The 18,828-nt window shown below is 67.1% G+C and carries 18 protein-coding genes; 7 read left to right on the forward strand and 11 right to left on the reverse strand.

Going from position 1 to position 18,828, the window contains the following annotated elements; all coding sequences use genetic code 11:
* Positions 1 to 427 precede the first annotated feature (427 nt).
* The 3 genes from FBZ88_RS06280 (at position 428) to FBZ88_RS06290 (ending at position 2,526) form a co-directional block, all read left to right on the forward strand.
* The gene (locus tag FBZ88_RS06280; protein ID WP_211102549.1) at positions 428 to 751 is read left to right on the forward strand and encodes a hypothetical protein; all 324 of its coding nucleotides are present in this window, start codon (positions 428 to 430) and stop codon (positions 749 to 751) included.
* A gap of 275 nt (positions 752 to 1,026) precedes the next feature.
* Positions 1,027 to 1,920, forward strand: a complete 894-nt coding sequence (locus tag FBZ88_RS06285) for a manganese catalase family protein (RefSeq protein ID WP_145615920.1) — start codon at positions 1,027 to 1,029, stop codon at positions 1,918 to 1,920.
* 270 nt (positions 1,921 to 2,190) lie between these two features.
* Positions 2,191 to 2,526 (forward strand): hypothetical protein, encoded by a 336-nt coding sequence (locus FBZ88_RS06290; RefSeq protein WP_145615921.1) that lies wholly within the window; start codon positions 2,191 to 2,193, stop codon positions 2,524 to 2,526.
* 50 nt (positions 2,527 to 2,576) lie between these two features.
* On the opposite strand, the gene FBZ88_RS06295 is transcribed toward FBZ88_RS06290, so the two are convergent.
* Both FBZ88_RS06295 and FBZ88_RS06300 read right to left on the reverse strand, forming a co-directional pair.
* Positions 2,577 to 3,014 carry a response regulator transcription factor gene (locus FBZ88_RS06295; protein ID WP_145615922.1) on the reverse strand — a complete coding sequence of 146 codons (438 nt, stop codon included), beginning with the start codon at positions 3,012 to 3,014 and terminating at the stop codon, positions 2,577 to 2,579.
* A 113-nt stretch (positions 3,015 to 3,127) separates the two neighbouring features.
* A complete protein-coding gene (locus tag FBZ88_RS06300; RefSeq protein WP_246138529.1) occupies positions 3,128 to 5,158 on the reverse strand; it encodes a PAS domain-containing sensor histidine kinase in 2,031 nt (676 codons plus the stop codon).
* 269 nt (positions 5,159 to 5,427) lie between these two features.
* On the opposite strand from FBZ88_RS06300, the gene FBZ88_RS06305 reads away from it, so the two are divergent.
* Together FBZ88_RS06305 and FBZ88_RS06310 are read left to right on the forward strand one after the other, a co-directional pair.
* The gene (locus tag FBZ88_RS06305; protein ID WP_145615923.1) at positions 5,428 to 6,342 is read left to right on the forward strand and encodes an SDR family oxidoreductase; all 915 of its coding nucleotides are present in this window, start codon (positions 5,428 to 5,430) and stop codon (positions 6,340 to 6,342) included.
* A gap of 78 nt (positions 6,343 to 6,420) precedes the next feature.
* Positions 6,421 to 7,608 (forward strand): SGNH/GDSL hydrolase family protein, encoded by a 1,188-nt coding sequence (locus tag FBZ88_RS06310; protein ID WP_211102550.1) that lies wholly within the window; start codon positions 6,421 to 6,423, stop codon positions 7,606 to 7,608.
* A gap of 61 nt (positions 7,609 to 7,669) precedes the next feature.
* Here the strand turns inward: FBZ88_RS06310 and FBZ88_RS06315 are convergent, their stop codons facing one another.
* The gene (locus FBZ88_RS06315) at positions 7,670 to 8,461 is read right to left on the reverse strand and encodes an SDR family NAD(P)-dependent oxidoreductase (protein WP_145615924.1); all 792 of its coding nucleotides are present in this window, start codon (positions 8,459 to 8,461) and stop codon (positions 7,670 to 7,672) included.
* A 77-nt stretch (positions 8,462 to 8,538) separates the two neighbouring features.
* Here FBZ88_RS06315 and FBZ88_RS06320 point away from each other — a divergent pair, with 77 nt between their 5' ends.
* Positions 8,539 to 9,492 carry a LysR family transcriptional regulator gene (locus FBZ88_RS06320; protein ID WP_342780146.1) on the forward strand — a complete coding sequence of 318 codons (954 nt, stop codon included), beginning with the start codon at positions 8,539 to 8,541 and terminating at the stop codon, positions 9,490 to 9,492.
* A 38-nt stretch (positions 9,493 to 9,530) separates the two neighbouring features.
* Here FBZ88_RS06320 and FBZ88_RS06325 read toward each other — a convergent pair whose 3' ends face one another.
* The 6 genes from FBZ88_RS06325 to hemA all read right to left on the reverse strand — a co-directional run bounded on the left by FBZ88_RS06325 (position 9,531) and on the right by hemA (position 16,068).
* Positions 9,531 to 10,529, reverse strand: coding sequence for a carbon-nitrogen hydrolase family protein (locus tag FBZ88_RS06325; RefSeq protein WP_145615925.1), 999 nt, complete (start codon positions 10,527 to 10,529; stop codon positions 9,531 to 9,533).
* A 95-nt stretch (positions 10,530 to 10,624) separates the two neighbouring features.
* The gene (gene cyoD, locus FBZ88_RS06330; RefSeq protein ID WP_145615926.1) at positions 10,625 to 10,993 is read right to left on the reverse strand and encodes a cytochrome o ubiquinol oxidase subunit IV; all 369 of its coding nucleotides are present in this window, start codon (positions 10,991 to 10,993) and stop codon (positions 10,625 to 10,627) included.
* A complete protein-coding gene (cyoC, locus tag FBZ88_RS06335) occupies positions 10,993 to 11,613 on the reverse strand; it encodes a cytochrome o ubiquinol oxidase subunit III (protein ID WP_145615927.1) in 621 nt (206 codons plus the stop codon). The genes cyoD and cyoC overlap by 1 nt, the downstream gene beginning before the upstream one ends.
* A gap of 2 nt (positions 11,614 to 11,615) precedes the next feature.
* Complete coding sequence (gene cyoB, locus FBZ88_RS06340) at positions 11,616 to 13,601, reverse strand: cytochrome o ubiquinol oxidase subunit I (RefSeq protein ID WP_145615928.1); 1,986 nt, start codon at positions 13,599 to 13,601, stop codon at positions 11,616 to 11,618.
* Positions 13,602 to 13,608: 7 nt separating this feature from the next.
* Entirely contained in the window at positions 13,609 to 14,538 is a 930-nt protein-coding gene (gene cyoA, locus FBZ88_RS06345) for a ubiquinol oxidase subunit II (protein ID WP_246138530.1), read from the reverse strand.
* A 309-nt stretch (positions 14,539 to 14,847) separates the two neighbouring features.
* A complete protein-coding gene (gene hemA, locus FBZ88_RS06350) occupies positions 14,848 to 16,068 on the reverse strand; it encodes a 5-aminolevulinate synthase (protein WP_145615930.1) in 1,221 nt (406 codons plus the stop codon).
* Between the two features lie 121 nt (positions 16,069 to 16,189).
* On the opposite strand from hemA, the gene FBZ88_RS06355 reads away from it, so the two are divergent.
* A complete protein-coding gene (locus tag FBZ88_RS06355) occupies positions 16,190 to 17,593 on the forward strand; it encodes an aminotransferase-like domain-containing protein (RefSeq protein WP_186464236.1) in 1,404 nt (467 codons plus the stop codon).
* Here the strand turns inward: FBZ88_RS06355 and FBZ88_RS06360 are convergent.
* Positions 17,579 to 17,920: a cupin domain-containing protein gene (locus FBZ88_RS06360; RefSeq protein ID WP_145615932.1), complete on the reverse strand. Its 342-nt coding sequence runs from the start codon at positions 17,918 to 17,920 to the stop codon at positions 17,579 to 17,581. The two genes, FBZ88_RS06355 and FBZ88_RS06360, sit on opposite strands and share 15 nt — an antisense overlap.
* 124 nt (positions 17,921 to 18,044) lie before the next feature.
* The gene (locus FBZ88_RS06365) at positions 18,045 to 18,779 is read right to left on the reverse strand and encodes a SapC family protein (RefSeq protein WP_145615933.1); all 735 of its coding nucleotides are present in this window, start codon (positions 18,777 to 18,779) and stop codon (positions 18,045 to 18,047) included.
* Positions 18,780 to 18,828: the final 49 nt, after the last annotated feature.

The following is an 18,828-nucleotide window of genomic DNA, read 5'->3' on the forward strand; positions in this document are numbered from 1 at the left end:
ATATGCGGCGGCGTTTCCGGCGAACCGGTCTTAAGGATGGGAGAGGCGAAAAATATCGTAATTTATGAAAGCAACTTCCCGGGGAGGGAAGGTTGGTGGGAACACCCACTCGCGGAAAGAAAAACATTGAATCTTCAGAACGGGAATCGGCCATAAGGACGTAAGCCGGAATATTCAGGGCAGGCGGTGTCGGGAATTCTACTGGGATTCCCCCTGCGATTGGAGCTACTGCCGGGGAGGGGCCAACGGAGCGCCGGTTTCTTGACACGGCCGTGGAGAATTCTTCCAATAGACAGGCAAGCTGACCGGCCATGGGCGCGCTGATCGCGGACAACCCACGAACCTGCACCCGGGCCGGCTGCGTTGATCTTGGTTGGGAATTTGCCGGCGCGGCCAGTCCGCTCTGGCTCGGCCGCCGCTGACCGGGATGATCGACTGCAACGAGGCGCGGCGCCCTGAGGACCTGGATGCCTTCCTGAAGAATTCCCCCATTCTCATCCTGGATGAGGCGACCTCCGCCCTGGACACGGAATCCGAACTGAAAATCCAGCGTTCCCTGGTGGAGCTCATGGCCGGGCGCACGGTGATCGCCGTGGCGCACCGGCTGTCCACCGTTGCCGCCTTCGACCGCATCCTGGTCATGGAGGACGGTCGCATCGTTGAGGACGGGTCCGCCGCGGACCTGCGCCGGTGCAACGGCCTGTTCGCTCGCATGTGGCGCTTGCAGGCGGAGGGTCTGGCCGCGGAATGAACACCCGTGGCCGGCCCTTCAGTCAGCGTCTGAGACGCTGGGCTTGAGCCCGGTTCCCGCGAGGTGTTTCCGCAGCTTGTCGTGCACGGGCGGGGATGCATGAGAGTACAATAAATCAATCATAAAGTACTGCGAATAAGCGAAGCTTGGTCTCGGCAATTACTTTGATTATCTCGTTTTATTGGAACAATTCCAGATTTTCGCCCTTTAAATGTCGCTTCTACGGGCGCGGTGTCGCCCATGGGTCACCGACATGAATCAGAGGGACGAAGACGATGTTCATGCATAACAAGCGCCTGCAATACACGGTGCGGGTCGCCGAACCCAATCCCGTCCTGGCCAGCCTGATGCTGGAACAGTTCGGCGGGCCGCAGGGCGAGCTGGCGGCCGCCATGCGCTATTTCACCCAGGCGCTGAGTGAGACCGACCCCGGCCGTAAGGACATGCTGTTCGACATCGCCACGGAGGAACTGAGCCACCTGGAGATCATCGGCAGCATCGTCGCCATGCTGAACAAGGGCATCAAGGGCGACCTCGCCGAGGCCAACCTGGCGGAGGCCGACCTCTATGCCGCGCTGAACCAGGGGGGCGACAGCCATACCCAGTCGCTGCTGTACGGCGGCGGGCCGTCGCTGACCAATTCCTCCGGCGTGCCGTGGACGGCGGCCTACATCGACAGCATCGGTGATCCCACCTGCGACTTGCGCTCCAACATCGCGGCGGAGAGCCGGGCCAAGATCGTCTACGAAAGGCTGATCAACGTCACCGACGATCCCGGTATCAAGGATGCCCTGGGTTTCCTCATGACGCGGGAGATCGCGCACCAGAAATCATTCGAGAAGGCGCTCTACGCCATCGAACCCAACTTCCCGCCGGGCAAGCTGCCGGGCAAGGCCGAGTTCGCCGACCTTTACGTCAACACGTCCCGAGGCGAAGGGGATACCGAAGGCCCTTGGAACGCCGGCGGGACCTGGCAACGGCTGGACGATGTGGAGGGTAGCCTGCCGCTGGACGGTGGCGACGGCCTGCCGTCCGTCACCTTGACCGACGCGCAGAAGGAAGCCGCCCAGGCCCTGGCGGCCCGCACCATGTCCAACCCCGAAAGCGACCCTGTGACCGGCGCCGACCTCGGATCCGGCAAGCTCGCGGCAGAGATGGCGGACGTCTGATACCGCGCGGGCATTAGCATGGTCTCTTCCGGGGGCCATGGCAGCCCCCTTCATGCCACGCCGGTTTGTCGCCGGCGTGGCTTTTTCTATGCCGGCATGGCTGACATTTGGAATCGTGATTAGTGACGATATAGCAAATCCATCACTCATCACATATTTTAGCGGGGTGGCTTGATGCTGCGCCCCGCCCACGGCGGTGCGGGTTCACGAATGGCTCCTCGCCTGTGTCCCTTTCAGGACGGCGGCGCGGCGCATTGCCGGAGACTAAAGATGTCCGCCTCTGTTCAGAGAGTGTTTCGGGCGCCCATCGGCGCCTTGATCCTGATTGGAATTATGTCCAGCCCGGCGCTCGCGGCGCGGCAGGACGATCCGGCGAAAGCCTTCATCGCGTCATTGGCGGGTGAGCGGGACGCCGGAGTGCCGCACGATCCCGGCTACCTTGAAGCTCAGCCCGGGCCCGAGGCTCAGCCGGGGGAGGACGCGGCGCGGCGGTTCATCGCCGGTTTGGCGGGCAAGCACGACCGTCCGCCCAGCATCACCGCGCCCGAGGTGGACACACGGCCCGAGCGTGACTTCATAAATCGTCTCGCCGGCCGGACACCCTGACACTGGGGCCCGTCCGCCCGTTCTCCGCGGGAAGCGCCGGGTTGGATGGACTATGGGTCCCGCCCCGCCACCGCCGCTTCAACCCGGGTCAGCAGATCCTCCGGATCCAGGGGTTTGCACAGGAAGGCCGCTGCACCGGCCTCCAGCGCCCGCTGGCTCAGGGCGGGGTCGGCGAAGGCCGTCATGATGATGATGGGCAGGTCGTTGCCGGCGTCGCGCAGCGCCGCCTGCAGGGCCAGCCCGTCCATGACCGGCATATGCAGGTCGGTGACCAGGCAGGCGGCCCGGTCCCGCGCGGGGGAGTCCAGAAACGCCACTGCCCCGTCGAATCCCCGGGCATCGAACCCGGCAGAGCGCATGAGGCTCAGCAGGCTGCCGCGGACTTCCGCGTCATCGTCGACGATCGCGATAATGGGATTGCTCAGGACCCTTACTCCGCCTTCGGACACGCACCCGCCGGATGGCAGCTTGTGGGGATGCGCGCCCATGGTGCCGCGCGCCTCCTTGAACGCATCCCTGTACCCCAGCGGGCGGGCAGGGGCCCATCATACATAGATGTTAATTTGGGTGTTTGTTGCTGGAAGGCGCCTGGGCACGGCGATCACGCGGCGTGCATGCCGCCACTTTCCCCGACGCCCTCGCCGGCCGCCCGCTCCTCCGGCGCTGCCGGCAGGGTGAAGGCAAAGGTGGCGCCCCGGCGGCCGCTTCCGGGGGCGATAGCGTCGTTGTTGGCGGCGGTGATCTGGCCCCCGTGCGCCTCGATGATGGAGCGGCAGATGGACAGGCCCATGCCCATGCCATCGGCCTTGGTGGTGAAGAAGGGCTCGAACAAGGTCGCGGGTTCCACATCCTGGATGCCGCCGCCGCTGTCGCGTACGGAAACCCTGACCAGATCGTCCACCCGCTCCGCCAGGATGGTGATGTCCCGGGCCGCGTCGCCGTCCACAAGCGGGTTCCCCTGCGCGGCGGTAGCCTGGATGGCGTTCATCAGCAGGTTCATCAGCACCTGTTGCACCTGCACCTTGTCACCCCGCACCGGTGGCAGGTCGGATGGGCACAGGACGCGGACGGCGATGGCCTTGGCCTGTACCTCGCGGCCCACCAGGGCCACGGTTTCCGCCACCAGCGCCTCCACCACCAGGGTGTCGGTCTTGGGCGGCGCCTTGCGGGCCAGGGCGCGGATGCGGGCGATGACGTCGGCGGCGCGGGTGCCGTTGGTCACCACATGCTGCAGGCAGTCCTCCACCTCATGCGCGTGTTCTGGTCCCCGCGCCAGCCAGCGGCGGCCCGTCTTGCCATAGGTGATGATGGCCGACAGCGGCTGGTTGACCTCATGCGCGATGGATGCCGCCAGCTGCCCCAGCGTGCTCATGCGCGACACATGCGCCAGTTCGGTCCTGAGCTGCGCCAGCTTGGCCTGGACCTGGTTGCGCTCTGTCACGTCCAGTGCCATGACCAGGATGCGCGACCAGTCCTCATCCTCCGGCGGGACGGTGACGCGCAGCACCACGTCCACCATGCCGCCCGACAACGTGCGGAATTGGCCCTCCGCCTCCACCATGCGCTCACCTGCCGACAGGGCGGCGAACACCTGGACCAGGGCGGCCTCGCTGCTGGGCGTGTACATGGCGACGATGCTGCCCGCCAGCAGCTGTTCCGCCCCCTCGGCCTCGAACAGGCGGACGGCGGCGGCGTTGATGGCGCGGATGCGGGTTGCCTGGCCTGCCTGCCGGATCAGGTCGGGGTGCAGGGCCAGGCCGGCCTTGAGGTCGCCGCCACCCAGGTCGCGCGCCCTTTCAAGAACGCGAAAGGCGTCCGTCCAGTCCGACTCCCAGATGGCGAAGCCGGCGGCGTTGAAGATGGCGCGATAGCGTCCCTCGGACCTCTGGCGCTCCGCGTCCGCCCGCCGCTGTTCCGTCAGGTCGGCGCTGGTTTCGATAATGCCGATGTTGCCGCCCTGGCCGTCGAAGCGCGCCAGCCAGCGGCTGGCCAGCACGATGCGGCGGCCGTCGCGGCGCACCCTTGTCAGCTCGCCGGACCAGTGGCCGGCCAGGGCAAGGGCTTGGTGCACCTCGCCCGCCGGGTAAGCCGTCTGCAGCAGCTGCTGACAGGGTTGGCCCAGCGCCTCCTCCCGGGTCCAGCCGTACAGATGTTCCGCGCCATCGTTCCAATAGCGGATGATGCCGTCGGCGTCGTGGATGACCACGGTATCGTGCGTCAGTTCCAGGATGCGGGCCTGCTCCGCCATGGCGGTGCGGGCGCTGCGATTGCTGAGCGACAGCAGTGTGGTGATGAGGATGGCCGTCAGGCTGACGGCCAGGCGCATGGCCGCCCCTTCCGACAGGTCATCCATATGGCCGACCAGGAAGGCGCCGCCGGTCAGCGCGGCGCAGGCCAGGCCGGTGAGCATCACCGCCCGGCGGCCGTGGGAGATGGCGACCAGCAGCACGACGGCCGTGTGCAATACCGCCACCGCGCCCTGCAGCGGGCTGAAGGCGTCGGCGGAAAAGATCAGCAGCGCCAGCACGGTCGCCGCCAGGCATTGCGCGCGGCCATGGCCGGCCAACGCCGCCAGGGGCCGTGACCGCCGGCGCGGCGCCGCCCGATGGGGGTGCGAAGGAGAGGGGCCCATGGTCCGCCCGTGTTTATTGTCCAGGCCGGGCCTGCGGTGTTGCGTCATGCCCAGGATAATCAAGGGTCTAGCGGTTGGTAAATAGTATCGCATTTGTGCAACGAAATCCGCGCGCGATTGCTCATGGAAGGCGCGGGGCTAAACCAAGGTATGGGCAAACCTAGGTGTGGCTGTCGGGCGGGAGGCCAGCGCCCTAGCCTTCCCCTCGTTCCGCCGGCCCCCGGGTATTCGACCCAACCGGCGTCCAACCCAGGAAGAGCGTCCCGCCAATGTCCAAGGTCATCCTCGTTACCGGCGCGTCCAGCGGCTTCGGCGCCCTGGCCGTGCGCGCCCTGGCCCTGAACGGCCACACCGTCTACGCCGGCATGCGCGACACCACCACCCGCAACGCGCGGGCGGTGGTCGAGGCGGCGGCCTGGGCGGAGGACCATCGGTCCGACCTGCGGACGATAGAGATGGATGTGCAATCGCAGGCATCGGTGGACCGGGCCGTGAGCACCGTCGTCGCCATACACGGCCGGATCGATGTCCTGGTGCACAATGCCGGCCACATGTCCCTGGGCCCGGCGGAGGCCTTCACACCGGAACAGTTCGCGGAACTGTATGACATCAACGTCATCAGTACCCAGCGGGTGAACCGCGCCGTGCTGCCGCAGATGCGGCGCCAGCGGCGGGGCCTGGTGATCTGGGTGTCGTCCAGCAGCGCCCGTGGCGGTACACCCCCCTATTTGGCACCCTATTTCGCGGCCAAGGCCGCCATGGACAGCCTCGCCGTCAGCTATGCCGGGGAACTGGCGCGCTGGGGCATCGAGACCAACATCCTGGTGCCGGGTGCCTTCACCAAGGGCACCAATCATTTCGCCCACGCGGGCCGGCCGGCGGACTTGGCCACCGTGCTGGCTTATGAGCAGGGGCCCGACAAGGGCATGGCCGAGGTGGCGGAGGCCGGCCTGGCCAAGTTGGAACCGCCGGACGCCGACGCCCGCCTGGTCGCCGACGCCCTGGCTCGGGTAGTGGAGATGCCGTATGGCCAACGCCCCTTTCGCACCCACGTCGATCCCGCCAGCGATGGCTGCGAGGTGGTGAACGGCGTGGCCGACCGGGTGCGGGCCGAACTGCTGCGCCGCATCGGGCTTGAAGACATCCTGAGGCCGCACCCCTATGGCCAGCCGGGGGCGCTCTAGTTCCAGCACTGGCAGCCGGCAACCGATACCGTTACTCTCCCGCCATTTGGCATATAAGTCTGATGCTGGGAGGAAAGCGTGAAGTCCCTAAACGTTCTGTCGGCGTTCGTTCTGTCGCTTATGGCCACCCTGGCCGCCGGCCCGGTCCTGGCCAGGGATACGGCGGCCCCCACTGGGACGGCTCATGGTGGGGCGGCCCGTGGCGGGGCCCCCAAGGTGGAGCCCGTGGCCGACCTGCCCGTCGGCGCCACAGCCCTGCCAGGGCACATCGGCGGCCGGGTGTTGGCCGAGGGAACCGACGGCGGTTTCCGCCGGCAGTGGCCGGGCACCTATGTCGAGACCCGCTTCATGGGGACTTCGGCCTTGTTCCGCGTCGGCCCTGGCGACGTCAGCCTGCGCATCAGCATCGATGGCGGCGCGCCGGCGGCGCTGGTGAAGCCCAAGCCGGGCGTCTATCGCGTCACGGGACTGAAGGCGGGCGCGCACACCCTGCGTGTCGACACCGCCAGCGAAACCCAGGCAGGCCCAAGCGCCTTCGGCGGCTTCTACGCCCCGGCGGGCACCAAGCCGCTGCCCATTCCGGCGCGGGCGCGGCAGATCGAGTTCATCGGCGACAGCCACACCGTGGGCTATGGCAACATCGCGGATCAGGCGGCGTTCCAGCAGACATGCACGACGGCCGAGGTGTGGGACACAACCGATACCTCGCAAGGCATCGCGCCGCGCCTGGCCGGCCGCTATGGTGCCGATTACCAGGTGAACGCCATCTCCGGACGGGGCATCGTCCGCAACTACAACGGCTTCGCCGCCGACACCCTGCCGCAGGCCTACCCTTACACCCTGTTCGACCATGCCGCCCGCTATGATGATCCGGCCTGGCATCCCCAGGTCATCGTCATCGCCCTGGGCACCAACGACTTCACCACGCCCTTGCACGCGGGGGAGAAGTGGGCCACCCGCGACGCCCTGCACGCCGATTACGAGGCGACCTATGTCGACTTCGTGAAAGCCCTGCGCGCCCATAACCCTCAGGCCTATTTCCTGCTGTGGGCGACCGATATGGCCGATGGCGAGATCGCGGCGGAAGTGGCCAAGGTGGCGGACAAGCTGCACGCGGCGGGCGAGAGCCGCCTGGCCTTCCTGCCCATGCACGACATCGCGTTCAGCGGCTGTCATTCCCATCCCGGCCTGGCGGACGATGCCAAGATCGCCAAGGCATTGGGCGACTACATGGATGCCCATCCCGAGGTGTGGCAAGCGAAGTGAGATGAAACGTTTGTGGGAGTTCTGATTTCAGAACTCCCACAACGGCCCGGAGGCGCGGGCCTTACGCCAGGGTGTTGATCAGCCCGCCTTCCAGCCGGATGGCGGCGCCATTGGTGGCGGCCGATAGGGGACTGGCCAGGAAGGCCACCATGCTGGCGATCTCCTCCGGTTCGATCATGCGCTGCAGCAGTGACCCGGATCGGGCGGTGGCGAAGAACTCGACCTCAGCTTCGGCCACCGTGGCGTCCGGCTTGCTGGACACGCTGCGCAGGAAATCCACGATGCCCTCCGACCGGGTGGGGCCGGGCATCACCGAATTGACGGTTACCCGCGTACCCTTGGTCTGCCCGGCCAGGCCGCGCGCGATGGACAGCTGCGCCGTCTTGGTCATGGCGTAGTGGATCATGGCCGGATCCACCGCCAGGCCCGTCTCGCTGGAGACAAAGATGATCCGGCCCTCGTTGCGGGCCAGCATCTGCGGGAAATAGTGGCGCGTCAGGCGCACCCCGCTCATGACGTTGACGTCGAAATAGCGCTGCCAGTCCGCATCGCTGATGTCGGCGAAGGACTTGCTTTCATAGATGCCCAGGTTGTTGACCAGGATGTCCACCGACGGCACCTGGTGCAGCAGGTCGGCCGCGCCGTCGGCCGTGGTGATGTCGGCGCGCACGCCGCTCACATCGACGCCGCCCGAGGCGCGGATGCCGGCGACCGCCTGGTCCAGCTTCCGGCCGTCGCGGCCCACAACGATGACGGCTGCCCCCTCCATCGCCAGCTTGCGGGCGATTTCCAGTCCGATGCCGGCCGTCGATCCGGTGATCAGGGCGGTCTTGCCCGCGATCTTCAGGTCCATGACCCATACTCCTTCCATCACGTCCCGATGACGTTTCGACGCCAAATCTAGGCACCGGTCGGCGGTGGGAGTATGGAGTGTGGAAGAACAATATCTATGAATGGCAGGCACAGATGGCGCGCGTGCAGATGGAACGCTCCGGCGAGATGGAGGTGTTCGTCCGTGTGGTGCGGGAAGGGGGCTTTTCCGCCGCCGCCCGCACCCTGGACCTGACGCCTTCCGCTGTCAGCAAGCTGATCGCCCGGCTGGAGGCGCGGCTGGGCGCCCGCCTGCTGAACCGCACCACGCGGGCGCTGACCCTGACGGATGAGGGGCGGGGGTACCTGCAGGCGGCCGAGCGGGCGCTGCGGGCGCTGGACGACGCCGACCAGGCGGTGGGATCGGGCACCGTGCGTGGCCGTCTCGTCATCAACGCCTCCGTACCCTTCGGCACGCATGTGCTGGCGCCCGCCCTTCCGGCCTTCCTGGCGCGCCATCCCGACCTGACCATCGATCTCAGCTTCACCGACGACGTGGTGAACCTGCTGGCGCAGAAGGCCGACCTGGCCTTCCGCGTGGGCACGCTGCCCGACAGCGCCCTGGTGGCGCGCAAGCTGGGGCAGAGCCGCCGGGTGATTTGCGCGGCACCCGGTTACCTGGCCCGCCACGGCACGCCGCGAACGCCGGCCGACCTCGCCCAGCACAACTGCCTGGACTTCAATTTCCGCCGCAGCCGCGTAGGCTGGCCCTTCCGGGAGGACGGCCGCGAGGTGGAGGTGCCGGTGGCCGGCAGCCTGCTGGTGAACAATGGCGAGACCCTGCGACAAATGGCCCTGGCTGGTGTGGGTTTGGCCCGCCTCAGCTACTGGCACGTGGTTGAGGCCGTCGGGCGCGGCGACCTGGTGCCGGTGCTGGAGGCCTATAATCCCGGCGATCTGGAAACGGTCAACGCCGTATATGTCGGCGGTGGACAGGTGCCTCGCCGGGTGCGCGCTTTCATCGACCATATGGTCGCGGTTGTGGCGTCGTCGCCGTCCTTCGTAGGGGGCTGATGGCCCCCCCGCTCTCTTTCGCTAGCGCCTTTACCCCCTCAATCCTTTCTGGCGCCAATCACCAGCTGCTCCCCCGCCGTTGGGTCAACGCCCATCGGCGGGGGCGCCGTGAAGGTCACGGGGTTTTTCTGACGTACGTCCACCGTCAGGCTGAAGATGTCGGGGCGGGCGTAGTGGCCGGCCACGTCCAGGTCGTATTTACCGCGGGCGATCAGGCGGCGGTCCAGGTCGGCCAGGTGGGTCATTTCGCCATCGAAGCAGGGCGGGACCAGCACGTTGCCCAGCGGGTCGATGATGCAGGAACCGCCGCGGATCAGGACGGTGGACGGGTCGTCGCCCTGCACGGCGGCATAGTCGGCGGGGCAGTCCGCGCGGGTCAGGTACTGGCAGGACGACAGCACGAAGCAGCGTCCCTCCAGGGCGATGGTGCGCATGGTGGGCAGCCAGGTCTCGCGGTCGTCCACCGTGGGGGCGCAATAGAACTCGATGCCCTTGGCGTACATGGCCATGCGCAGCAGGGGCATGTAGTTCTCCCAGCAGATGACGCTGCCGAAGCGGCCGATGGCGCTGTCCACCACGGTGATGGTGGATCCGTCGCCGAAGCCCCACACCAGGCGTTCCAAGGCGGTGGGCATCAGCTTGCGGTGCTTGCCGAGTAGGCGGCCATCGGGTCCGAACATCAGGGCGGTGCAGTAAAGGGTGCCGCCCTCGCGCTCGATCACCCCCACCACCAGGTGCAGGCGGTCGCGCCGCGCCACCTCACTGATTTCCTGGAACTCCGGTCCCGGGATGGTGATGGCGGACTCGTAATAGCGGCGGAAATCCTCCCGCCCCTCCGGGCTGCGCATGCCGAGGTGGGCGCCGAAGTTCAGGCCCTTGGGATAGCCGCCGACGAAGGCCTCAGGAAAGACCACGATCTCCGCCCCCTGCGCCGCCGCGTGTTCCGCCAGGTCCACCAGCTTGGCGACCGTGGCGGGCGTGTCGAACATGAGGGGGGCGGCCTGCACCACGGCGGCGCGCACGATGGGATTGTTCATGGGGCAGGATCTTTCCGGCGGGCTCGGGAGGTGAAGGGTAACAGACCGGGGCGGCCGCGAACGACCGCCCCGTCAGGTGTCGATCCTTGGGCCCATCAGTCTTTGGATAGGGCCCGTTCCACGGACATCTGGGTCGGCATCATGTTGACCTTGGCGTTGTGCATCACCCACAGCGACCCGATGACGATGGTGGCGATCAACAGCACCGTCAGGGCGCCGATGACGGTGTAGTTGCGCTGTTCCGGCGCCAGGCCCAGATGCAGGAAGACGATCAGTTGCACCAGCAACTGGACGACGGCCAGGCCGCTGATGGCGCCCATGATCTTCTCCGGCGGCAGCACCCCGCCCATGACGGCGCCGAAGGACAGGCCCGTCAGGATGAGGCACAGCACGAAGCCGGTGACGTAGGAGGCCAGCGTGCCGTGGGTGGCGCCGGCGGTGTTGGTGTGCGTGGTCGCGGACATCAGAGGACCCCCCGCAGGTAGACGAAGGTGAAGACGCAAATCCAAATCAGATCCAGGAAGTGCCAGAACAGGCTGAGGCAGGCCAGGCGGCGGCGCACGATGCCGTCCAGCCCGAACGTGGCCGTCTGGTGCATCATGACCGCCAGCCAGACCAGGCCGGCGGTGACGTGCAGGCCGTGCGTACCCACCAGGGTGAAGTAGGCGGACAGGAAGGCGCTGCGTCCCGGGCCGGCGTTCTCACCGATCAGGTTGGCGAACTCATGCACCTCCATGCCGATGAAGCCGGCGCCCACCAGGAAGGTGACGCCCAGCCAGGCGATGACCCGGCCGCGCCGGCCGGCGTGCATGTTCAGCATGGCCAGGCCGAAGGTGAAGCTGCTGACCAGCAGCAGCACCGTTTCCCCCGCCACGTATGGCAGGTCGAACAGCTCCTTGCCCGTGGGCGCGTCGGCGACGTTGCCGGCCAGCACGGCGAAGGTGGCGAACAGGCAGGAGAAGATGAGGCAGTCGCTCATCAGGTACAGCCAGAAGCCCAGGACGGTTTTGCTGCCGTCATCGTGGCCATGGTCATGGGCCACGTGGGTGGAGGCGTGGGTATGGGTTGCCAGGGCGGTGCTCATGATCAGGCCACCTTTGCCGATTGCTTCAGCAGCGCGTAGCGCGCGTTCTCGATGCGGGCGACCTCGGTCGCGGGGACGTAGTAGTCCACGTCGCGGTCATAGGTGCGCTGGATGAAGGTCGCGACCATGCCGGCAAAGCCGAACAGCGCCAGGCCCCAGATGTGCCAGATCAGGGCGAAGCACATGACCAGGCCGAAGGCGGCGATGACGGCGCCGGCGGCGGTGTTGCGCGGCATGTGGATGTCCTCATACCCCATGACCTGCACGCCCGCGCGGCCCATCTCCTTATCTTCCCAATGCTGCTCCAGCGAGGTGATCTGCGGCACGTGGGCGAAGTTGTAGAACGGCGCGGGGGAGGCGGTGGACCATTCCAGGCTGCGGGCATTCCATGGGTCGCCCGTCAGGTCGCGGTTCTTCTCCCGGTCTCGGATGCTGACCACCAGCTGGATGAGCAGGGCCAGGATGCCGGCGCCGATGATGCACGCCCCCACCAGGGCCACCACCAGATAGGGGTGCCAGCCGGGCACGTCATAGTGGTTCATACGCCGGGTCATGCCCTTGAAGCCCAGGATGTACAGGGGCGTGAAGGCCAGCCAGTAGCCGATGAGCCAGCACCAGAACGAGACCTTCCCCCAGAACTCATCCAGGGTGAAGCCGAAGACCTTGGGGAACCAGAAGGTCATGCCGGCCAGGCAGCCGAAGACCACGCCGCCGATGATGACGTTGTGGAAATGGGCCACCAGAAATAGGCTGTTGTGCAGCACGAAGTCGGCGCCGGGCACGGCCAGCAGCACGCCGGTCATGCCGCCCACGGCGAAGGTGACCATGAAGCCGATGGTCCACAGCGTGGCGGAATGGAAGCGCACGCGCCCCCGGTACATGGTGAACAGCCAGTTGAACAGCTTCACGCCCGTGGGGATGGAGATGACGGACGTCATGATGCCGAAGAAGGCATTCACATTGGCGCCCGACCCCATGGTGAAGAAGTGGTGCAGCCAGACGAAGAAGGACAGGATACCGATGGAAGACGTGGCATAGACCATCGAGGTGTAGCCGAACAGCGGCTTGCGCGAGAAGGTGGCGATGATCTCGGAATAGGCGCCGAAGGCCGGCAGGATCAGGATGTACACCTCCGGGTGGCCCCACACCCAGATGAGGTTGATGTACATCATCGCATTGCCGCCCAGCTCATTCGTGAAGAAATGCATGCCGAGGTAGCGGTCGGCCGTCAGCAGCGCCAGCGTGGCGGTCAGCACGGGAAAGACGGCGACGATCAGGATATTGGTGATGAGCGAGGTCCAGACGAAGACGGGCATCTTCATCAGGGTCATGCCGGGGGCCCGCATGCGCAGGATGGTGACGATGAAGTTCACCCCCGCCAGCGTCGTGCCCAGGCCTGAGATCTGCAGCGACCAGATGTAATAATCGACGCCGACCGAAGGGCTGTAGCCCAGTTCCGACAAGGGCGGATAGGCGACCCAGCCAGTAGCCGCGAAGTCGCCCACGAACATGGACAGCATGACCAGCACGGCGCCGGCCGCCGACAGCCAGAACCCCAGCGAGTTCACGAAGGGGAAGGCGACGTCGCGGGCGCCCAGCTGCAGCGGCACCACCACGTTCATCAGGCCCAGGATGAAGGGTGTTGCCACGAAGAAGATCATGATCACGCCGTGGGCGGTGAAGATCTGGTCGTAATGGTGCGGGGGCAGGTAGCCTGCCGCGTCGTTGTTGGCGATGGCCTGCTGCGCCCGCATCATGATGGCGTCGGCGAAGCCGCGCAGCAGCATGACCAAGCCCAGGACGAAGTACATGACGCCGATCTTCTTGTGATCGACGGTGGTGATCCACTCATCCCACAGATAGCGCCATTTGCCGAAATAGGTGATCAGGCCCAGCAGGGCCAGGCCGCCCAGGGCGACGGCGGCGCCCGTCCCCATTATGATGGGCTCATCCCAGGGGATGGCCGACAGGGTCAGTTTTCCGAACATCGCGGGCTTACTCCGTGACGGATGAAGGCTTGGGTGTGGACTGGTCCCGGGTTGTCGCCCGGGGGGCGGTGCACAGCGCCAGCTTGTCGTTGGGGGCCATCGCCGGCATGAACTGGTCGACGATGTGGTCGAACAGGCCTGGTTCCACGGCACGGTAGAGCGTCACCGGATGCTTCATGCTGGGGACCTCCAGCGCCTGGTAGACGCCGGCGTCCAGCGTGGCGGTGGCCGCTTTGGCCTGCGCGATCCAGGCGTCGAAGCCTGCGCGGTCCACGGCCACGGCATCGAAATGCATGTCGGAGAAGCCTTCGCCGCTGAAGGCCGAGGACAGGCCGGCGTAAGTGCCCGGCTGGTTGGCGATCAGGTGCAACTGGGTGCGCATCCCGGCCATGGCGTAGATCTGGCTGCCCAGCTGGGGGATGAAGAAGGAATTCATCATCGACTGTGCCGTCAGCGTGAAGTTGACGGGCGTGTCCACCGGCAGCTCCAGCCGGTTGACCGAGGCGACGCCATAGTCGGGATAGATGAACAGCCACTTCCAGTTCAGGGCCACTACCTCCACCCGCACCGGTTCCACCTTGGCCTCCAGCGGGCGGTAGGGGTCCAGCTCATGCGTCGTGCGCCAGATCAGCAGGGCGAGAAAGACGATGATGCAGCAGGGGATGGACCACACCACCACCTCGATCCGGTTGGAATGGGACCATTTCGGCGCGTAGGTGGCCTTGGGGTTGCCCTCACGGTAGCGCCAGGCGAACACCAACGTCAGGACCATCACCGGGATGACGACCAGCAGCATCAGCCCCAGCGCCAGCAGGATCAGGGTCTTTTCCTGTTCCCCGATGCCGCCCTTGGGGTTCAGCAGCTCGATATCGCCGCAGCCCGACAGGGCCAGTGCCGCCAGCGGCCAAAAGTGGCGCGTCAGCTTGACTATCTTCAAGCCCATTCTCCCGGCGCCATCGCCGGGGGCGGTCCCCATCCGTCTCATTAACCTCGTCTCCATAGAATGGCCAAGCGCGAACCCACGCCGGGAATGCGGGTGGCTGACCGTGGACGCTGATGTGTTTGTATGTATGTTTTGTATGTCTGTATTATGCAGGCGGGCAACCAGCGAAAATGCAGGGACTGCCCTACCGAGAAAACCGGCCCCGGCGGCTGGCAACGGCACTTGTATGGATCTCGCAGCACAGCCAAAATGCCGCCTCGCCACCGGCAGAGACGGGCGAGGGTGTCAGGGTGGCGCGGGGGGTTAAGCGGCGCGGCCGGGCATCCAGCCCAAGTCGCGGCGGATGGTGGCCAAGGCGTCCACCAGCGCCCGCATGTGTGCCTCGGTATGGAAGGGGGTGGCGGTGATGCGCAGCCGCTCGGTGCCCCGGGGCACGGTGGGGTAGTTGATGGGCTGGACGTAGATGTTGTGCTCGGCCAGCAGCAAGTCACTGGTGCGCTTGCACAAATGGGCGTCGCCCACCATCACCGGCAGGATGTGGCTGGGGCTGTCCATGGCCGGGATGCCGGCTTGCTGCAGCAGGCCCCGCAGCTTCGCCACGTTGCGCGCCTGGGCTGCCCGCTCCTCCGGATGGGAAGCGACATGCTGGACGGCGGCTAGGGCGCCGGCCGCCAGGTGCGGACACAGCGAGGTGGTGAAGATGAAGCTGTCGGCCATGCTGCGGATCACGTCCATGATCAGCGCCGGCCCGGCGACATAACCGCCCATGACGCCGAAGGCCTTGGCCAGCGTGCCTTCGATCAGGGTCAGGCGGTGGGCCACGCCGTCCCGCTCCGCCACGCCAGCGCCGCGGGCGCCATACAATCCCACGGCGTGCACCTCATCCAAGTAGGTGATGGCGCCATGCTTGTCCGCCACATCGCACAAGGTGGCGATTGGGGCGATGTCGCCGTCCATGCTGTAGACGCTCTCGAACGCCACGATCTTGGGCCGGTCGGGCGCCACCTGGCTCATCAGCTCATCCAGGTGGGCCGCGTCGTTGTGGCGGAAGATGAAACGTTCGGCGCCGGAACGGCGGATGCCCTCGATCATGGAGTTGTGGTTGAGCGCATCGGAAAAGATGGCGCAGCCCGGCAGGACCCGGCCCAGCGTGCCCAGGGCCGCCAGGTTGCTGATCCAGCCGGAGGTGAAAATCAGCGCCGATTCCTTGTCGTGCAGATCGGCCAGCGCCGCCTCCAGCGCCACGTGCTGGCGGTTGGTGCCGGAGATGTTGCGTGTCCCGCCGGTGCCGGCGCCTGACAGGTCCAGGCTGTGGTGCATGGCCGCCAGCACCTCGGGGTTCTGGCCCATGCCCAGATAGTCATTGCTGCACCACACGGTGACGCGGCGCTGCCGGCCGTCCGGTGCATGCCACAGGGCGGTGGGAAAGGCGCCGGCGATACGCTCAAGCTCGATGAAGGTGCGGTAGCGGCCTTCCAGCTTCATATCGCTGATCAGCGCCTGGAATCTGGCGTTCAGGTCCATTTTTCCATCCATTTCCCGGCGGGCGTCCCTATAAACTACGGACAGGGCGCTTGCGCCTTGGTAGAAACATGCAATATCCATATATATGGATTGTAGGGCATCGGCAAGGGATGGAGAGGGGATGACCGCGCATTGGAGGCCTGTTGTCAGCAAGGCGGCGGGGCCGGTCTATCTGGCCATCGCCGCCGCCATCGCCGCCGACATCGCCACCGGCCGCTTGCCCGAGGGCACGCGGCTGCCGCCGCAGCGCGCCCTCGCCGATCAGCTGGGCATAGACTTCACCACCGTCAGCCGCGCCTATAGCGAGGCGCGGCGCCGGGGCCTGGTGGAGGGCCGGGTGGGGCAGGGCACCTACGTTCGGTCCCGCAGCGCCACCCAGCCGCCGCCCATCCGCGCGGTGCCGGCCGCCAGCGGCGGCGGCATGGTGGACATGAGCATGAACCTGCCGCCGCGTTTCGACGACGCGGCCCTGTCGGCGGATATGTGGGCCGCCTTGGTGGAACTGGAGACGCCGGGCGGGCTGGACCTGCTGATGCGTTACCAGGAACCGGGGGGCAGCGTGCGCGACCGCACCGCCGGTGTCGCCTGGCTGTCCCCCCGCCTGCCGGGCGTGGCGGTGGAACGCGCGCTGGTCTGCCCTGGGGCGCAAGGCGCCCTGCTGGCCACACTGGGCGCCATCGCGGCGCCGGGCGACGTGGTGCTGGCGGAGTCTTTAAGCTATCCCGGCTTCCTGTCGCTGGCCGCCCACCTGCGCCTGCGGCCCGTCGCCGTGCCCGGCGATGCGGAGGGGCCGCTGCCCGAGGCGTTCCAGTCCCTGTGCGCCACCCACCGGCCGCGGGCCTTCTATACCAGCCCCACCATCCAGAACCCGACCACCCTGACGATATCCGAGGGGCGGCGGCTGGCCCTGGCCGGCATCGCTCGCGCCCATGGCGTCGCCATCGTCGAGGACGACGCCTACGGCGCCCTGCCGCGCGCGCCGGTGCCGCCCTTCGCCGCCCTGGCGCCGGACATCACCTATCATGTCGCGGGCCTGGCCAAGTGCCTGGCCCCGGCCCTGCGTATCGCCTATCTGGTGGCGCCGGACACCCGGGCGGCGGCGCGGTTGGCCGGCGCCTTGCGCGCCACCGCCTCCATGGCATCCCCCCTCACGGCGGCCCTGGCCACGCGCTGGATCGAGGACGGCACGGCCGCACGCGTACTGGAGGCCATCCGGCACGAGGCGGCGGCGCGCCAGGCCCTGGCGGCCGGCATCCTGCCGGGTGAGGCGGTCAGCGCCGACCCGGAGGGCTTCCATTTGTGGCTGCGCCTGTCGCCACCGTGGACGCGGGGTGAGTTCGCCGCGCGCCTGCGCACCGTGGGCATCGGCGTGGTCGCCAGCGACGCCTTCGCCCTGGGCACCCCGCCGGAGGCCGTGCGCCTGGGCCTGGGCGCCTCCGCATCCCGCGACGACTTGGCGCAAAGCCTGCGCATCGTGGCCGACCTGCTGGGCCAGCCGCCGGCCATGTCATCACTGGTGGTCTGACGTGGCCTCGCCGATATGGATGGCCAGCCAGACGGTGGGCTGACCGGGATCGGTGAAGGTCACCCGGTGGCGGGCGTTCGCCGGGATGAACAGATGGTCGCCGGGCGCCAGGGCCGTTTCCGTGCCGTCCATCTCCACCCGCGCGGCGCCGGCCAGGACCAGCACCCATTCGTCATGCGCCTGCACGTAAGGCCGGTCGACCGGCGTCACCTGCCCTTGGGACACGATGCGCTCTATACGACAGCCGGGCCGGCGCAGAATGTCTGTGAAGCATTCCGCGTCCAGGGCCGGGGGCAGGGCGGTCAACAGGTTGCCGATCGTCTCCATGCCATCGATTCTCCTCATGGTGCCATCTGTGCGCATTCTGGTGGCATGTCGGCCGGGCGGCAACGGCGGACATGAAAAAGGCGGCCACGGGTCACCCCAGGCCGCCTTTTTCCAAGGCCATGACTCAGTTGGTCGCCGGGCGCTGCGAGGTGCGATCCACCAGGCCGGCCCAGTTGCTGACCGAGATGAAATGGGCATAGGCCAGGGCCAGCCAGCCGCGCTCGCGCCAGCGCTGGAAGTCCTCGGCCGGCAGCTGGTTGAACTTGGCTTCATCGATGACCTTGAAGCCGGCCAGGCTCAGCTTCTGGCCGTCCTTCAGGGTGACGTCGGCGCGGTTCTCCACCAGCAGGTCGGCCTTGATCAGGGCCTCCACGAACTCGGTGGTGGCGTTGTAGTGGCCCTGGTAGTCGCTGCAGAAGGCCAGGGCGTTGCGGGTCACCTCGGTGGGCTGGCCGCCCTCGAACAGCTTGTTGGGGCCGCCGTGGCTGAGGCTGGAGGCCGCCTCATCGATGCACAGGGTGAACTCCGCCTTCTCGCGGTTCTCCAGGAAGATGAAGGGGTAGCGGCGGACATAGGCCGGGATGTAGGCGCCGGATTCCCAGGCGCCGTCGGCGTCCACGAACAGGTTCTCGCCATTGCGCAAGCCCAGCAGCGCCACGGCCTGGGGCGGGGCGCCGTCCAGGAACAGGATGGGGTAGTGCTTGCAGGCCAGCGTGAACTCCGCCGCAATCACGGGTACGGAGTTGGAGCCGGCGGCGAACTGGTAGCCGGCGGCGGGCGCCAGCGACAGGTCGCCGTCACGCTCCGCGGCCAGGGGGCGGGGGCGCTGGTAGAAGGCGGGAAGGGTCTGCGTGCTCATCTCTGTTCCAAATCCAAATCAGGTTGCTCATGCCGCCGAGAGGGTGGTG

The organism is Nitrospirillum bahiense, from assembly GCF_007828025.1.
GTDB lineage: Bacteria > Pseudomonadota > Alphaproteobacteria > Azospirillales > Azospirillaceae > Nitrospirillum > Nitrospirillum amazonense.

Coding starts and splice junctions, on each gene's coding strand:
- FBZ88_RS06280 (WP_211102549.1), top strand. CDS start 428: ATGATCGACTGCAACGAGGCGCGGCGCCCTGAGGACCTGGATGCCTTC.
- FBZ88_RS06285 (WP_145615920.1), top strand. CDS start 1,027: ATGTTCATGCATAACAAGCGCCTGCAATACACGGTGCGGGTCGCCGAA.
- FBZ88_RS06290 (WP_145615921.1), top strand. CDS start 2,191: ATGTCCGCCTCTGTTCAGAGAGTGTTTCGGGCGCCCATCGGCGCCTTG.
- FBZ88_RS06295 (WP_145615922.1), bottom strand. CDS start 3,014: ATGGGCGCGCATCCCCACAAGCTGCCATCCGGCGGGTGCGTGTCCGAA.
- FBZ88_RS06300 (WP_246138529.1), bottom strand. CDS start 5,158: ATGGGCCCCTCTCCTTCGCACCCCCATCGGGCGGCGCCGCGCCGGCGG.
- FBZ88_RS06305 (WP_145615923.1), top strand. CDS start 5,428: ATGTCCAAGGTCATCCTCGTTACCGGCGCGTCCAGCGGCTTCGGCGCC.
- FBZ88_RS06315 (WP_145615924.1), bottom strand. CDS start 8,461: ATGGACCTGAAGATCGCGGGCAAGACCGCCCTGATCACCGGATCGACG.
- FBZ88_RS06325 (WP_145615925.1), bottom strand. CDS start 10,529: ATGAACAATCCCATCGTGCGCGCCGCCGTGGTGCAGGCCGCCCCCCTC.
- cyoD (WP_145615926.1), bottom strand. CDS start 10,993: ATGTCCGCGACCACGCACACCAACACCGCCGGCGCCACCCACGGCACG.
- cyoC (WP_145615927.1), bottom strand. CDS start 11,613: ATGAGCACCGCCCTGGCAACCCATACCCACGCCTCCACCCACGTGGCC.
- cyoB (WP_145615928.1), bottom strand. CDS start 13,601: ATGTTCGGAAAACTGACCCTGTCGGCCATCCCCTGGGATGAGCCCATC.
- hemA (WP_145615930.1), bottom strand. CDS start 16,068: ATGGACCTGAACGCCAGATTCCAGGCGCTGATCAGCGATATGAAGCTG.
- FBZ88_RS06355 (WP_186464236.1), top strand. CDS start 16,190: ATGACCGCGCATTGGAGGCCTGTTGTCAGCAAGGCGGCGGGGCCGGTC.
- FBZ88_RS06360 (WP_145615932.1), bottom strand. CDS start 17,920: ATGGAGACGATCGGCAACCTGTTGACCGCCCTGCCCCCGGCCCTGGAC.
- FBZ88_RS06365 (WP_145615933.1), bottom strand. CDS start 18,779: ATGAGCACGCAGACCCTTCCCGCCTTCTACCAGCGCCCCCGCCCCCTG.